We start from the raw sequence: 15,408 nt of genomic DNA, 5'->3' as shown, positions 1-15,408 counted from the left end.
CGTTTGCTACTCGGTGAGGGAGACGGCCATCTGCGCGCCGACCTGGTGCTTCCAGATCGGCCCCTCGTGCTTGAGGTCGTCGATCAACTTCCGGTACGCCTCGAAGGTTTCTCCCGGGGCGGACATGCCACGCCGAACACCAGCTCCTGGCGGCGCACCGGCGCCGCCTCGTCCGGGGTGGCCTCGGTCCGCTGCTCGCCCTCCGGGCTGCGGGCGAACAGCAGCGGGCCTGGGCGCGGCCAGACGGCAAGGACGAGGGCGGCAACCGCGTAGGCGGCACCGGCGGGGAGCAACGAACCCGCCAGGGTGGGGATGCCGAGCCGGTCGGCGAAGCGCCGGTGGGCGCGGCCAGATTGGGGCCTGCAACACCGCTGAGGGTGGTGGCGACCAGAACCGCGGAGACCGCGCGGGCCCAGTGCCCAGGCGAGGCAGCCTGGGCACCGCCCGGTACACATGGGCCGGACAGCCGTCTTCGACGCCGGGTCATCGCTGACCGTACAGGCCGACAAGAAGCAGGACGCGCACACTCCCGGCCTGGACGTCGTGCTGCTGGGTGGACAGCCGTTCCAGGAGCCGATGGCGCACTACGGACCGTTCGGATGAACAGTCACGCCGATTTGGCCCAGGCGTTCGATGACTTCAAGGCCGGAAGGCTGGGAGCCGTACCGGCCGAGGCGGCCGACGGAATCTGAGCCCTCGTCGCCTGACACCGTGCTCGCTACCGAGTCGTCTCAGGGCCGTAGCCAACGGTCATCACCGACGGAATGGGACAGAACGCCGCCCCTGTAATTCTCCGAGTCAACCTCAAAGAACATAGGGTACGCGCGGATCGAGCTATTGCTAAATTCCTCACTGTTGGCCGGGGCCGGGTTCACAATAGTGGACTTCCTCTGGCTATCAGAGCCAGTCGACCCTCGGAACATGGACGGTAATAATGAATGAGCCGCATGGCCTCGGCCAGCGCCTCGTCGTCGAGATCAATCTGCGTGACGGACACCGGACACCGACCACTCAAGGGAGGCGTGCAGGAGGTCGAGGCGCTTCCGTTCGGCGACGCAGGACAGATCAGCAGGGGCCGCCGCGTCCCCCACACGCGGCAGCCGGCATCCACACAGTTGGGTGAGAGGGTCGTAACCTTCGCGCAGCGGATCTCCCTTCCCCGCGCAGAGGTATCGATCCGTTGTTCGGGACGGAGCCTCGACAGCCCTCCTGAAGGCCGGGACGTCTACCCGGAGAGAAAGACCGTGTACGTCACGCCGTCCCCGCCGGTGTCCGCAGGAGAGCCCGGGTGGCCGAGTGGCCTGGAGCGGTGAAGACGGTTGCCGTGGGGCCGGACTCGACGGTGCGGCCCCCGTCGAGGACGGTGACCGTGTCGGTGCGGTCGGCGATGAGCGGGAGGTCGTGGCTGATGAGGACGAGGGCGGTGCCGCGCTCCTCTCGCAGCCGGACCAGCAGGTCCATGATCGCCTCGGCGCTGGCGGAGTCCAGCGCCGAGGTGACCTCGTCGCAGATCAGGACGTCCGGATCGGCGGCGAGCGCCCGGGCGATGGCCACGCGCTGACGCTGCCCGCCGGACAGTTCGTGCGGATAGCGGTCGGCGAACTCGGGCGGCAGTCCTACCTGCTCGAGCAACTCCACCACACGCGCGGCCACGTCGCCCGCCCCGCACCGCCGGTGCAGTCTCATCGGCCTGCCGACCGTGGCGCCGACCGTGCGGCTGGGGTTGAGCGCACCGAGCGGGTTCTGGGTGACCAGCTGGACCCGGCGCCTCTGTTCGCGGCTCCGGCCGCGCAGGCCGGTGCTCAGCGGCACCCCGTCGAGGCTGATCGTGCCTGCGGTGACCGGCTGCAACCCGACCACGGCACGGACCAGCGTGGTCTTGCCAGAGCCCGAGGCACCGACGATCCCGGTCGCCGAGCCGGGCGCGACGGCGAGGGCAACGCCGTTCAGCGCGGGGGCGTCCGAGCGACGGCCGAAGGTGACACGGAGGTCGCGGATGTCGAGCACGGCTTCGATTGCGGCCGCGGGCGTTTGCCGCTCCGGCGGTTCCCCGGTCGTACGGGTTGCGGCGGTCCCCCCGATGGAGGTGCCGGTATGAGCGACGCCGCCGTACCTGCCGAGTTCCACCACCTCGTCCGCGATCCGCTCGACGAGTCCGGGGTCGTGGCAGGAGAGCGCGACGGCGAGGCGGTGCTCAGCGGCCAGGTGCCGTAGCAACTCACCGATCTCGTCCCGCAGTTCGGGATGCAGCCCAGCGGTGGGCTCGTCCAGGAGCAGGACCTTGGGGCGGCGGGCCAGGGCACGGGCGAGGGCCACTCTGCGTTGCTGTCCGCCGGACAGGGCGGCGGGGCGACGGGCGGCGAGGGCTCCGTCGTCCGGGAGCCGTACCTCGGCGAGGAGCGTCCGTATCGCCTTCGGGGTCCGGTCGTCGGCGAGTTCGCGGAGCAGGGAGTGGACGCGCATACGGGGGTTCAGTCCCGAGCCGGGGTCCTGGCCGACGTAGGCGAGCCGCTCGCGGCGCAGGGCGCGCAACTCCCGTTCGGGCAGGGCGAACACGTCGTGGCCGAGGACTTCGACCCGGCCGGCGGTGCGTCGTGTACCGGGTGGCAGTAGTCCGGTGAGGGCCCGCAGCAGCGTGGTCTTGCCGGAGCCGGAGGGGCCGGTCAGGGCGACGACCCGGCCCGGGTGGAGAGCGAGTTCGGCGTCCTGGAGGACCACCCGGCCGTCGGGGGCGGCGACGGTAAGGCCGGAGACCTTGACTACCGCTTCGGCAGGGAGAGTCGCGGTGCCGTCGGAGGTCGAGTTGTCGTCGTCCTTCCGGTACCGGTCGGGTACGTGGCTCACAGAACGGTCACCGCCTTCCGGCCGGTCTGCGGGGCGAGGGCCGCCGCGGCGAGGTTGACGCTGAGGGCGAGGAGGCCGATGGCGATGCTGGGGGCGACGACCGCCCAGGGGTTGAGGAGGATGCCGGAGGAGTTCTCGCGGATCATCAACGCCCAGTCGGCGGCCGGGGGTTGGGGTCCGACCTGGAGGAACCCGGCGGTGGCGACCAGGTAGACGGCGGCGACGAAGCGCAGGCCGAACAGGGCGAGGAGGGTGGCGCGCAGGTTGGGCAGGACCTCGCGCAGGACGAGGTGCCAGAGGCGTTCGCCGCCCGCCGCGGCGGCCTCGACGTACCCGGAGGCGGCGACGGGTGCCGCCGCGCCGGCCGCGAGCCGCACCGCGTACGGCACGCCGAGCAGTACGGCGGCGGTGATGACGGCGAGCCGACCGCCGTCCGGCCATGACAGGGCGACCAGCAGGATGCCCAGCACGGAGGGCAGCAGCATCAGCACGTCGGCGACCCGTTCCACCAGGCGCCCGACGCGCGGCCGCAGGGCGCCGGTCGCACCGAGGACCGCCGCGCTGCCGGTGACGAGCCCCGCGACGAGCAGCGAGGAGAGCACCAGGTCGCGGCCGCCCGCCAGCAGCCGCGTGAGTACGTCCCGGCCGAGCTGGTCGCCGCCGAGCGCGGCATCGGCGCCCGGTTCTCCGTACGGCGCGGTGACCGGCGCGTCGATGGCGTGCGGCGCGAGCCAAGGTCCGGCAACGGCGAGGCACATGAGCAGCAGGGCGGGCAGAACGCGTATGAGCGTGGCACGCGTTCGGGGGGTCATCGGCGGCCTCCGGCATCGAGGACTCCGACAGTCGTCGGCAGCCGCTGGGGATTCATCGCCGTGCTCCCGCCGTCAGGTCGCGTACAAGGTCGGCCAGTAGCAGTACGCCGCTCATGACCGCGCCCGACAGGGCGGTCACACCCGCGATGACGGGGCTGTCGCGGTCGGTGACCGCGGAGGCGAGGACGGAGCCGACGCCCGGGTAGTTGAAGATGGTCTCCACGACGACGGCGCCGCCGAGGAGCATGCCGGTGGAGGTGGCGAGGCCGGCGGTGATGGTGGGCAGGGCGCCGGGCAGGACGTGGTGGGTGAGGACGCGGTGGGGTGGGAGGCCGTCCAGGACGGCGGTCTCCACGTACGGCGCGCGGGCCTCGTCGGCGAGGGCGGCGCGCACGATGCGTACGTTCCAGCCGACCTGCGGGATGGTCAGGGCGAGCGCGGGCAGGATCAGCATCTCCCAGGAGGCGGGAGTTCCGTCGGCGTCGGCGATGGTCACGGCGGGCAGCCAGCCGGTCCACAGTGACAGCGTCAGGACCAGGGCCACGGCGACCACGAACTCGGGGAGAGCCAGCACGGCGGTGGCCGAGCCGGACACCGCCCGGTCGACCCGGCCGCCCGGCCGGAGCGCGGCCCAGCAGCCGAGAACGGTGGACAACAGGGCGGTGAGCAGCAGTGCCAGGCCGCCCAGCAACAGCGTGTTCGGGAAGGCGGTCGAGAGGAGGTCCGTGACCTTCTCGCCGCGTGCCGAGGTACCCAGGTCCCCGGTGGGCAGGCCGCTCATCCAGTCCCAGAAGCGTTCCAGGACCGGCTGGTCGAGGCCTAGCAGCCGGCGCCGCTCCTCGGTGTCGGCGGCGCTCTCGCCGCGCTCGGAGATGGCCGTCGCGGCGTCGCCCGGCAGCAGCTCGACCGTGCCGAAGACCAGCGCGAGGAGCACTGCGAGCAGTACCGCCCGTTTGACGACGACGAGGCCGGTCCGGGCGAGCAACCGGACGGGAGCGCGGGTCGGCCGGGCCTTCTCCACCATGGGAGAGGGCCCGGCCGGCGCGGCTGTCTCAGGGGTCAACGGGCCAGCCATGCCTGTTCGAGCTGGACCCTGCCGTAACCGGGCAGCGTGGGCAGCCCGTGGACGGCGGACCCAGCGAGGTCGATGCCGTCGGCCATGCCCCACAGCAGGTAGCCGGAGCTGTCGTACTCGATTCGCTGGAGTTGCTTCAGCAGTGCGGTGCGCTCGACCGCGCCGGCGGTGCCGATGGCCTCCTCGTACGCCGTGTCGAAGGTCTCGTTCTTCCAGCCGGCCTCGTTCTGGCCGCTGTCGGAGACCATGGTCTTGCTGGCGAAGAAGACCACGGAGTCGTTGGTGCCCCAGTAGGTGGTGTAGAGGTCGCCCTTGAGCCAGGTCTTGTCCCAGAAGGTCCCCGACTCCTGCTTGACGACCTTCACCTTCACACCGGCCTCGCGGACCTGGGTGGCGAAGAGGGTGGCCGACTCGGCGAGGCCGGAGATGTCCTCGGTGGTGTACAGCTCGTACGTCTTGGAGGTGTCGAAGCCTGCCTCCTTCAGCAGCTCCCTGGCCTTGTCGAGGTCGCGGGTGCGCTGCGGGAGGCTCTTGTCGTAGGCCGGGTCGCCGGTGCCGAGGATGTCGTTGGCGACGGTGCCGTAGCCGGAGAGGACCTGCTTGACCATGGCCTCGCGGTCGACAGCCAGGCGCAGCGCCTCGCGGACCTTGGCGTCGGCGAACGGGCCGTCGGCGGTGCGCATGACGATGGGCATCGCCATGTCGTTGGGGCGGCGGACGGTCTGGATGTCCTTGCGGCTCTCGGCCGTGCGCGCGGCGACGGCGCCGACGTTGGAGGCGACGTCGATCTGGTCGGCGAGCAGGGCGCTCGCCATGGCCTGCGGGCTCTCGAAGATCTTGACCTCGATGGCGTCGAGGTACACGTCACCGCCGTACCAGTCGTCGTTGCGGACGAGGCGGGCGTTGCCGCCGCGGAACCAGTCGAGCTTGAAGGGGCCGGTGCCGGGAGCCTTGGCGATGTCCTTGTCGGTGGTGCCCTTCGGTATGACGAAGGTGGTGAGGCGCGCCAGCAGGGGCAGTTCGGCGTTGGCGTAGTCGGAGACGAGGACGACGGTGTCGGTGCCCTCGGCGCTGATGTTCTTCTCCTGGATGCCCGGCAGCCGGGAGGCGCCGGCCGGGGTGGCGCGCAGTCGCTTGAGTGAGAAGACGATGTCCTCGGCGGTGACCGCCGAACCGTCGTGGAACTTCGCACCCTTGGCGATCGTGAACCGCCACGTCTTCAGGTCGTCGGAGGCTTTCCAGCTCGCCGCGAGCCGGGGCTCGATGTTGGGCTTGGTGCCGGGCACGGTGAGTGTGTCGTAGATCAGGCTGAGGATGAGGTAGTCACTCTCGTTGGCCTGAGTGCCGTGAGGGTCACGGGTGATGGCGCCCGCGCGGCCCAGCGCGCCGACCCGCAGCGTGCCGCCCTTGCGGGGCTTGGCCGAGTCGCCGGTGGCGGACCCGGTCGGCTCCTCGTCGTCGGCGCCCCCACAGGCGGTCAGCAGGGCGCCTGCGCCGATGGCGCCGCCGACCCAGAGCATGTGACGTCGCGTCAGCTCCACTTGTTCCTCATTTTCCCGCAGTTGGCTGGATTGCTTAGCCTTACCTACCCTGTGCCGCACCTGTACGACAAGACCGCGAACAGTGTGACATAGATCTTCCTTAGGTAAGCCTTCCCTATTTCTTGGGGGCTGGCTATGTTTCCGACGGGCTCCCCGAGACGCTCCGGACCAGCCGGTCCACTTCGGGGAAGCCTTCTTCGCCATGCCCGTAGACCACTGCACGCGCCCCGCACCGCACCCCGCACTGGAACGGACGGATCCCCCATGCCCTCGGGAATCGCCCCCGCACGCCTGCTCGATCCCGACTCGGTGGCCGAACTGACCGCCGCCGCCCGCACCCTCCTCTCCTCGTTCGACGGTTCACCGGCCGACCCCGGCCTGCTGGCCCGAGTCCCTGCTGTCGCCGCCTCGTTGAGCGACCCGATCCGCCACGCCTGCCGCCCCGTCGACACCGCCGACGGTCTGTTCGTCCTGCGCGGGCTGCCCGTCGACGACGCGGCGATCGGCCCCACCCCCGGCCACTGGTCGACCGCCGGTGACGCGAGTGCCGTATACGACGTCGTCCTGCTTCTGCTCTCGACCGTGATGGGCACCCCCATCGCCTGGGAGGGCCAGCAGGACGGCCGGTTCGTGCACAACATCGTGCCCAGTCCCGGCCACGAGGAGGAGCAGACCGGCGCCAGCAGCAGCGTGCTGCTCAGCCCGCACACCGAGGACGCCTTCCACCCCGGTCGCGCCCACCTCCTGGTGCTCGGCTGCATGCGCAACCCCGACTCCGTCGCCACCACGGCCGCCGGTATCCGTCAGGTCGAACTGTCCGACGAAGACGTGGAGTTGCTCAGCCGCCCCGTCCTGCCGATACTGCCGGACGACGCCTACGAGAAGGCCCAGGGGTACGAGGGCGAGCCGCCGGCCGTGCCCACACTGTGGCAGTCCGAGGACGGCCTGACCCTGCGCTTCGACCCGGCCTACACCCCGCTGGACCGGGCGTCCGAGGACCACCGCTCGGCCTACGGCCGCCTGGAGGACGAACTCGCCCGCGTCAGCGTGGCGGTGAGCCTGAACCCCGGTGAAGTCCTGGTCGTCGACAACGATCTGGTCGTCCACGGCCGTGTCCCCTTCAAGGCCCGCTACGACGGCATGGACCGATGGCTGAAACGTTCCTCCGTGCGTGTGCAGGGCCGTCAGACCCGTCCGCCGGCCGAGGAGTCGGAGCACGGATACGGCCAGGCCGCAGTGGAGGCGTTCGCATGACCGGCACCGACATACCCCAGGGAGGCAGCATGGCGGCCGACGACAAGACCCTGCGCGTGCTCAGCACCAGCGACGTGGCCGGCATCGACATCACGCTGCCCGATGTGGTCTCCGTGGTGGAGCAGGCGTACCGGACGCTGGCGGACGGCCGCTCCGACAACCCGCGCAAGCTCACCGTGAAGCCCGAGGACGGCCACTCCGTCGCGTACGCGATGCTCGGCCGGGACGGGGTGCGCGGGGTCGTCGCGATCAAGACCTCCTACAAGTACGGTCTCCACGAGGACCGCGACAAGCAGCACTACTACACGACGCTCACCCTCTACGACGACAAGACGGGCCTGCCGGTCGCCATGCTCGACTGCGGCCGGGTCGGCGCCCTGCGCACCCCGGCGGTCTCCGCGCTGCTGGCCCGGGAACTCGCCGCGCCGGGCAGCCGCAGCGCCCTCGTCATAGGCACCGGCACCCAGGGGCGGCTCGCCCTGCCGTTCCTGCTGAGCACCCTGCCGGACCTGGAGCGGCTGATGCTCTTCGGCACCCATCCGGACGGCATCCGGGCCGTGCGCGAGCAGTTGCACGCGTACTTCCCCGAGCGGGAGGTGGAACTCGTCACGGACCTGAGGGCCGCCGCCGAGGACGCGGACGTGGTCCTCGCCACCGCCGGACCGGGCACCCCCGCGTCCGTCGAGGCCGAGTGGCTCAAGCCGTCCGCCCTGTCGGTGCTGGTCGGCTACGGCATCGCGCCCTCCACCCTGCACACCGCCGACCGGGTCATCGCGACCAGCGAGGCCCAGATGCGGGTCACGGGCACGGACATGGCCGACGCCGACGGCGAACTCCCGGACGCGCACGCCGAGTTCCCGGAGGTGCTGGCGGGCCGCGCCGAGGGCCGTACGGACCCGGGGCAGCGGATCTTCGCGTACAACAGCGGGCTGGTCGTCACCGACATCGCCCTCGGCCACCGGTTCGCACAGCTCGCGCTCGCCCAGGGGCTGGGCACGGCGGTGCCGCTGTGGACGTGACCACCGCCCTCACCTCGCACACCACCGAGGAGGTGCGCGCGCTCCTCACCCCGCCCGGCAGCGCCCTTCTCCACGAGCTGGGCCACGGTCTGGGCGGGCCGTACCACGTGCTGTTCCCGCAGCGGTTCGACGCCAACGCCGCCGCCTTCCGGCAGGCGTTCACCGAGGCGGGCGTGGACGGCCGGGTGTACTACGCCAAGAAGGCCAACAAGGCCGCCGTCTACGTGGAGCGGGCGGCCGTCGCGGGCCTGGGCGTGGACGTGGCGAGCCACGGGGAGCTGCGCGAGGCGCTGGCGGCCGGGGTGCGCGGTACGGACCTGGTCGTCACCGGCCCGGCCAAGGACGACCAGCTGCTGCGGGTCGCCGTGCTGCACGGCGCGCTCGTCGCCGTGGACGCCCTCGACGAACTGGACCGCGTCCTCGCCCTCGCCGCCGAACTCGGCCGCGCCGCCCAGGTATTGCTGCGCCGCCTTCCTTCCGGCCAGCCGCACAGCCGCTTCGGGCTGGACGACGGCGAGATGGAGACGGCCCTGCGCCGCTGCCGCACCGAGCACGTGGACATGGCGGGCTTCAGCTTCCATCTGTCCGGCTACGACATCCGTGAACGGGCCGACCTCGCGGCCGAGTCGGTACGGCTGTGCACCCATGCCCGTACGTTGGGGCTGCGGGCGGACCGGGTCAGCGTCGGCGGTGGCTTCGCGGTGGACTACGTGGACGAGGAGGACTGGCGGCGCTTCAACCGGAGCACCCGCCCCGAGCACTTTCACCAGCACAAGACCTTCTCGGACTACTACCCGTACCACTCCCCCGTCGCCGGAGCCGACGCCCTCGCCGCCATGCTCGCGCTGACCCCCGCGGGCGAGGAGTCGAGCCTGGCCGGCCTCGTACGGGCGGCCGGGGTGACGCTGCTCGTCGAGCCGGGCAGGGCGCTGCTGGACCAGGCGGGCTGCACCGTCTTCCGGGTCCAGGGCGTCAAGGAACGCGACGGCTACGACATCCTCACCGTGGACGGCAGCAGCCTCAGCCTCTCCGAGCAGTGGTTCGACAGCGAGTTCCTGCCCGACCCGGTGCTCGTGCCGTCCGCCCGGGCGGACGTCGCCGACGCGGGCCCGTACCCGGCCTGTGTGGGCGCCGCCACCTGCCTGGAGTCGGACATGCTGACCTGGCGCAAACTCCCCTTCCCGGTCCGGCCGGCCACCGGCGACCTGATCGTCTACCTCAACACGGCGGGCTACCAGATGGACTCCAACGAGTCCCCGTTCCACGAGCTGCCGCTGCCGCCCAAGGTCGTCATCGAGTCATCCGCGTACCACTCGCCCTCCGTCCGCCCCCGCTGGCGCCTGGACCGCCACCCGTAGGGAGTTCCCAGCCATGAACCACCCGGACCCCCACCCCCTGCACCGCCCGCCCGTAGTCCGCCAGGTCTCCGAACTCATCGGCGCCACCCCCCTGTTCGAGCTGTGCCGCACGGACAGCGACGTCCGGCTGCTGCTGAAGCTGGAGCAGTTCAACCCGACCGGGACGGCGAAGATACGCATGGCCCGGCAGATGGTCATCGACGCCGAGGAGCGCGGACTGCTTCGCCCCGGCGGCCGGATCATCGAGTCCACCTCCGGCAACACCGGACTCGGCCTCGCCGTGGTCGCCGCCGAGCGCGGCTACACGTTCACCGCGGTCGTCGACCACCACGCCTCCAAGGACAAACTGCGCGCCATGAAGGCCATGGGCACCGAGCTGGTCTACGTGGCCGAGGAGGGCGACGAGGACCTCGCCACGGCGGCGCGCGAGGACCTGGCGGAACGGATGGCCGCCGAGTCGGACAACGCGTACTTCACCGAGCAGCACAACAACCTCGCCAACGGGGTGGGCTACCGCCCGGTGGCCCGGGAGCTGGAAGCCGCGCTGGACGGCCGTATCGACATCCTGATCGGCGCGGTCGGCACCGGCGGCGCACTGTTCGGCACCGGGGGCGAGCTGCGCCGGACCGTGCCGGGCGTCCGGATCGTCGGGGTCGAGCCGAAGGGGTCCATCGCCTTCGGACCGCCCGCGCACGACTACCACCAGTCGGGCACCGGAACCCCTGAGGGCGCGACGATCGGCGCCATGGTCGACTACTCGCTGCTGGACGAGGGCGTGAAGGTCGGTGATGTCGATGCCTTCGCCACGGCCCGGGCCGTGGCCCGCCGCACCGGGCTGCTGCTCGGCGGTTCGGCGGGCGGGGTGGTGTACGAGGCGCTGACCCGGATGTCCTCGTCGGCGCCGTGGACGACTATGGTCGCGCTGATCAACGACGGCGGGGAGAAGTACCTGGACACCGTCTTCGACGACGACTGGATGAGCGCCCGGGACCTGCTCTCCCCCGACGTCGAACGTGAGGTGGACGAGCTGCTCGCCAAGCTGCGCCGCGTCGCACCTGAAGTCCAGGGGTAGCCCCTCCCCTCGTAACCCTCCTCCTCCATCCAGGAACGGAACCGATGCCGCCCGCCCTCGCCCGCCTCCTCGGCGACAGCCGTGCCCTCGCCTCGCTGTCCGTGCCGCTGGCACTCACCCAGCTCGCGCAGGTCGCCCTCACCACCACCGACACCGTCATGATGGGCCTCATCGGCACCGAGGCCCTGGCGGCGGGCGGTCTCGCCATGGTGATCTTCAACCAGTTGCGCACCATGGGTGTAGGCATGGTCACCGCTGTCGGCAACCAGGTCGCGGCCGCCGACGCGCGGGCGGAGTCGGCCGAGTCGTCGGGGGCCGCCGAGGAGGAGGTCCGGGACCTCGTCCGGGCGAGTCTGCTGCTGTCGACCCTCGTGGGCCTCGTCGGCGCCGTGCTGATGGTGCTCATCGGGCACGCCGTGATCTGGCTCGGCCAGGACCCGGAGGTGGTCGACGCCGCGAAGCCCGTCCTCTACACGATGGCGCCCGGACTGATCCCCTGCCTGTGGTTCCAGGCGATACGGCAGTTCACCGTCGGCATGCGCCGCCCGCAGGCCCTGCTGCGCATCACCCTCGCCTCGATCGCCGTCAACGCGGGCCTCAACTGGGCCTTCATCCACGGCACCTGGATCTTCCCCGAGCTGGGTCTGCGGGGCATCGGCCTGTCCACCAGCCTGGTGTACGCCCTGTCCTGCCTGGCCCTGTACGTCTCCGCCCGGCGCGACCCCCGGCTCGCCCCCATACTGTCGCTCAGCATCTGGAAGACCCGCCCTGCCACCCTGCGCCGGCTCACCGGGCTGGGTACGCCGATCGCCGCCACGTACGGCTCCGAGGCGGGGTTCTTCTTCGTCGTCGCGCTCTTCGCGGGCAGCTTCGGCACGTCGGCGCTGGCCGCGCACACCGCCGTCAACCAGCTCGTCTACATCGTCTTCCAGATAGCCGTCGGCCTCTCCCACGCCGCGTCCATCGGCGTCAGCCGGGAGCTGGCGCTGCACAACCTGGCCGCGGCCCAGCGGCTGAAGACCACAGCCCTGGCCTGCGCGGCGGCGGTGATGGCCGTCGTCGGGCTGGTGTACGTGACCGCACCCGGCCTGGTGCTCGCCCCCTTCCTCGGCAGCGGTGACGACAGGGCGATGGACATCGCCACGCAACTGCTCCTGGTCGCCGCGGTCCTCCAGTTCTTCGACTGCGCCCAGAACATCGGCGTGGGCCTCCTCCGCGGCCTCGACGACACCAAGGGCGGCTTTCGCGTCACTCTCGTCGGCTACTGGCTCGTGGGCCTGCCCGCCGCGGCCCTCCTCGGACTCACCCTCGGTCTGGACACCCTCGGCATCTGGCTCGGCCTCCTCACCGGCCTCGCCACCACCGCCGTACTCCTCCTACGCCGCTTCAACCGGGGCATCGGCCGACTGCCCCGGGCGACGGAACCGGCGCCGTCCCAAGCCTGATCGCCGGCATGCGGTGCCTGGGACAGATCATGGCCGCGTCAGCTCCTCGACGACCTTCACCTTGTCGGCGGGTGCGGCCTCGGCGACGACAGCGGGCCGGCGCAGGAGGTCCGTGGGCTTGATCCGTTTTGGCGGACATCCGAGATCAGGGGCAGGCCGTTTGCGGCCACCGCGTCCGAGTTCGACGGTGGACTGCACCGGCGCGTCATGGGGGCGCAATGAGCTGTTGTGCACCGTCCGGTGGCCGGGCGCGGACCGGACGGCGGAGGCGGCGCCGTCCGCAGTCCGCCGGGTGACCCCCGAAGGCATGGTGGCCGTCCCCGCCGGCGAGGGGCGGGTGGGACTCGAGCCCACGGCCGACGGATTACGAGTCCTTTGAGGATCTTGGCGGGCCTTGCCGATCAACGTCGATCCGTGACGTTTTTGCAGGTCAAATGAAGTGGGGTAGGTCGGTGCTTCTCGGCCCTTGTCAGTCTGTTCTTGTCCTTGCGGCCTCAACGCGGCCTCAATAGGTCCCTATGAGAGCGGATCGAGGCGCTGAACAGTATTCGCGCCGGTTTACGAACGGGAGTTCGAACTCACCCGCAGCGGATTCCCCTTCCCATGCGCTGAGGCTCCGCCGGGCAGCAGGTCTACGCGGTCGCGTACCCCGGGTCGGGCTCCCATCGGGCCCCGCACCCATTTCCCGCCGATGCTCCCTGTCCGGTCCGCGTGACCCGACTGGAGCCCTCACGGGGCCCCAGGGCCGGTGGGGTGGGCTCGGATCCACCCCCCGGTTCGGGCGAGCACGTGTTGGGCGGTCTCCGCGGGCCGGAGAAGCCGGAATCGGACGTTTCCGTCGGCATCAATGCGCACGCCATGTACAGCCGGGTCGGGAAGGCTGTTGTAGTGGAAGGGTGTGGAGGAGTAATAGGCGCCGGTGTCGAGGAGCGCGACAATGTCGCCGGGCGCGAGCCTGGGCAGCGGACGGGCCTGGGCGATGAGGTCGCCTGCGAAGCAGCAAGGGCCTGCGATGTCCTGGGGTACGACATCCTCGTGCTTGAGGGCGCCGGCGGGGTCATGTGCGGTGATCCGCAGCGGCCAGGCTTCGGGCATGAACACCGTCCGCGTGGCGACTTGGGCACCGGCGTGGGTGATCGCGATCGGGCGTCCGCCTGAGGTCTTGGTGTATTCGACGTACGCGGCGGTGAATCCGTTCTTGGCGAGGAGGGACCGCCCGAACTCGGTGACGACCTGGAAGTAGCCGCTGAACAAGGCCGGTGCGTGGGCCTGAAGTCGAGCCACATACTCGTCGAAGGTGGGTGTCGGCTCGTCGCTGCCGAAGTTGACGGGGAGCCCGCCACCGATGTCGATTCCGATCACTTGGCGCCGGCCGAGATCGGAGTTGACCTTCTCGGCGAAGGTCACGGCCTTCGCGATGCCCTGGGCGATCAGATCCAGCGGGCAGCCCTGTGATCCGACGTGGGCGTGAACCCACGTGAGCCATGGACGATCCCGGTAAGCGTCCAGGAGCCGCTCCCGGTTTCCGTCGTCCTCCAGCGGTATGCCGAACTTGGAGGTGGCGGTGGCCGTGCTCATCGCCGCAATGTCCCCGCTGCCGACTTGAGGGTTGATCCGCACACCGATCCGGGAGGTTGACGAACGAACCGCCAGGATCTCGTCGACGCGGGAGAGTTCCTGGAAGTTGTCCACGTTGACCGCGACACCCAGGGCCAGCGCCCGGTCGAGATCCGCGCGAGTCTTCGCCGGGGAGTCGAATACGATCCGTTCGGGCGCGAAGCCGGCGGCCAGAGCCTGAGCGAGTTCCCCGGGGCTGGCTGCCTCACAGCCCATGCCATGCGTCCGCAGCTCCTCCAGCACCGGCACCAGGCAGTTCGCTTTCGCCGCGAACGCGTGCAGGGCCTGAACTGAGGGTGGGAAGGCGCGGTGCAGCGCCTCGACGCTCGCGGCGACACCGTCGAGGTCGACGAACGCCGCCAGTACGGCATCGTCGGGGTCGAGAAGCCGCTGGCGTACGGCCGCACCCAGGATGCGTTCGCGCCGTTCGGCTGCTTGAGAGCCGGTCATTCGGATTCCTTTCGGGTTTGTTCCCTTGAACGCCCGGCAAGGCCGTGCCGGACACGTCGCGCAGGCGCCGGCCCGAGTAGTGGGAGTTGTTCGGGTGGACAGAGGCGCCAATATCAGCGCCGGCTCTACGAGCGGTCTGTGAGGGGGCTGCCTTCAGACAGCTGGACGACACGTCACTCTGTCGCTGTCTTCCGAGCGGCCGCGAATCGGGTGCAGGAGGAGACGAAGTCATCGAAGAGATTGCGGTGGGCCCGTTGGTCGATGAGCTCCTCCGGGTGGTACTGGACGCCCACGATCCACCGCTCGGGGTCCCTCGCCTCGACCGCTTCAGCAACGCCGTCCTCCGCCGTACCGACCACCCTCAGCGCCCGCGCCGGGCCGCCGATGGCCTGATGGTGCAGGCTGTTCACACGAAGAAGCCGGGTCTCGGACAGTCTGGCGAGGCGGGAGTCACCTTCCATCCGAAGCTCATGGACCGCCGATTTCAACGGCAGATCCTGCAGATGGTCAACCGGGCCGCCTGGCTCCAGGTGCTGGACCAGGCTCCCGCCCAGGGCGACGTTGAGGATCTGGCAGCCTCGACAAACCCCCAGTATGGGCATCTCCCAACCGTCCGCGATGGCGATAGCGTTCATCTCCAAAGCGTCGAGGTCCTCGTCGATGACCGTCTTGGGGTGCACTTCCTCGCCGAAATGACGGGGGTGCGGGTCGACTCCGCCGGGCAGGAACAGGCCATCGACGCGTTCCATCACGTGCCGGATCGCCGCGTCGTCGACGCCGGGCAGGATGGCGATCGGTATCGCTCCCGAACTCGCCAGAGCCTGGACGTAGCTGTCGGCCAGCCTGAAGACGGACGGACGGTCGGGCAGGTCCCGTCCCAGGGTTACCGCAATCAGCGGCCGATTGACGACGTCACGCACA

At 70.6% G+C, this 15,408-nt stretch carries 12 protein-coding genes and 2 pseudogenes; 6 read left to right on the top strand and 8 right to left on the bottom strand.

Annotated features, from left to right (window positions below; all coding sequences use genetic code 11):
- Window positions 1–161 precede the first annotated feature (161 nt).
- A pseudogene (locus I8N67_RS42480) lies at window positions 162–442 on the bottom strand (MFS transporter); the annotation flags it as partial.
- Between I8N67_RS42480 and I8N67_RS10500 the strand changes: the two are divergent.
- A pseudogene (locus tag I8N67_RS10500) lies at window positions 442–692 on the top strand (pirin-like C-terminal cupin domain-containing protein); the annotation flags it as partial. The pseudogenes I8N67_RS42480 and I8N67_RS10500 sit on opposite strands and share 1 nt — an antisense overlap.
- Window positions 693–1,251: 559 nt before the next feature.
- Here I8N67_RS10500 and I8N67_RS10495 read toward each other — a convergent pair.
- Genes I8N67_RS10495 through I8N67_RS10480 form a run of 4 tightly spaced genes read right to left on the bottom strand, consistent with a single transcriptional unit; the run spans window position 1,252 to window position 6,251 of the window.
- Window positions 1,252–2,844, bottom strand: coding sequence for an ABC transporter ATP-binding protein (locus I8N67_RS10495; RefSeq protein WP_307835200.1), 1,593 nt, complete (start codon window positions 2,842–2,844; stop codon window positions 1,252–1,254).
- The gene (locus I8N67_RS10490; RefSeq protein ID WP_200302463.1) at window positions 2,841–3,656 is read right to left on the bottom strand and encodes an ABC transporter permease; all 816 of its coding nucleotides are present in this window, start codon (window positions 3,654–3,656) and stop codon (window positions 2,841–2,843) included. Before I8N67_RS10490 ends, I8N67_RS10495 begins: the two co-directional genes overlap by 4 nt.
- 52 nt (window positions 3,657–3,708) lie before the next feature.
- The gene (locus I8N67_RS10485; protein ID WP_372443684.1) at window positions 3,709–4,731 is read right to left on the bottom strand and encodes an ABC transporter permease; all 1,023 of its coding nucleotides are present in this window, start codon (window positions 4,729–4,731) and stop codon (window positions 3,709–3,711) included.
- Window positions 4,716–6,251 (bottom strand): ABC transporter substrate-binding protein, encoded by a 1,536-nt coding sequence (locus I8N67_RS10480; RefSeq protein WP_200302522.1) that lies wholly within the window; start codon window positions 6,249–6,251, stop codon window positions 4,716–4,718. Before I8N67_RS10480 ends, I8N67_RS10485 begins: the two co-directional genes overlap by 16 nt.
- A gap of 285 nt (window positions 6,252–6,536) precedes the next feature.
- Between I8N67_RS10480 and I8N67_RS10475 the strand changes: the two genes are divergently transcribed.
- Genes I8N67_RS10475 through I8N67_RS10455 form a run of 5 tightly spaced genes read left to right on the top strand, consistent with a single transcriptional unit; the run spans window position 6,537 to window position 12,420 of the window.
- Complete coding sequence (locus I8N67_RS10475) at window positions 6,537–7,526, top strand: TauD/TfdA family dioxygenase (RefSeq protein ID WP_200302461.1); 990 nt, start codon at window positions 6,537–6,539, stop codon at window positions 7,524–7,526.
- Window positions 7,523–8,545 (top strand): ornithine cyclodeaminase family protein, encoded by a 1,023-nt coding sequence (locus tag I8N67_RS10470; protein ID WP_200302459.1) that lies wholly within the window; start codon window positions 7,523–7,525, stop codon window positions 8,543–8,545. Before I8N67_RS10475 ends, I8N67_RS10470 begins: the two co-directional genes overlap by 4 nt.
- The gene (locus I8N67_RS10465; protein ID WP_200302458.1) at window positions 8,542–9,903 is read left to right on the top strand and encodes an alanine racemase; all 1,362 of its coding nucleotides are present in this window, start codon (window positions 8,542–8,544) and stop codon (window positions 9,901–9,903) included. Before I8N67_RS10470 ends, I8N67_RS10465 begins: the two co-directional genes overlap by 4 nt.
- Window positions 9,904–9,916: 13 nt before the next feature.
- Complete coding sequence (locus I8N67_RS10460) at window positions 9,917–10,975, top strand: cysteine synthase family protein (protein ID WP_200302456.1); 1,059 nt, start codon at window positions 9,917–9,919, stop codon at window positions 10,973–10,975.
- 44 nt (window positions 10,976–11,019) lie between these two features.
- Window positions 11,020–12,420, top strand: coding sequence for an MATE family efflux transporter (locus tag I8N67_RS10455; RefSeq protein WP_200302454.1), 1,401 nt, complete (start codon window positions 11,020–11,022; stop codon window positions 12,418–12,420).
- Between the two features lie 27 nt (window positions 12,421–12,447).
- Here I8N67_RS10455 and I8N67_RS10450 read toward each other — a convergent pair whose 3' ends face one another.
- From I8N67_RS10450 to I8N67_RS10440, 3 genes are all read right to left on the bottom strand, one after another.
- On the bottom strand, window positions 12,448–12,729 hold the full coding sequence (locus tag I8N67_RS10450) for a hypothetical protein (RefSeq protein WP_200302452.1): 282 nt from the start codon (window positions 12,727–12,729) through the stop codon (window positions 12,448–12,450).
- A 420-nt stretch (window positions 12,730–13,149) separates the two neighbouring features.
- Complete coding sequence (locus I8N67_RS10445) at window positions 13,150–14,487, bottom strand: type III PLP-dependent enzyme domain-containing protein (protein WP_200302450.1); 1,338 nt, start codon at window positions 14,485–14,487, stop codon at window positions 13,150–13,152.
- Between the two features lie 173 nt (window positions 14,488–14,660).
- On the bottom strand, window positions 14,661–15,407 hold the full coding sequence (locus I8N67_RS10440) for a gamma-glutamyl-gamma-aminobutyrate hydrolase family protein (protein WP_200302448.1): 747 nt from the start codon (window positions 15,405–15,407) through the stop codon (window positions 14,661–14,663).
- Window position 15,408 lies beyond the last annotated feature (1 nt).

This window comes from Streptomyces adelaidensis (assembly GCF_016598475.1).
Taxonomy (GTDB): Bacteria; Actinomycetota; Actinomycetes; order Streptomycetales; family Streptomycetaceae; genus Streptomyces; species Streptomyces adelaidensis.
The sequence above is the reverse complement of the archived record's forward strand: the minus strand, read 5'-3'. Positions and strand labels throughout refer to the sequence as shown.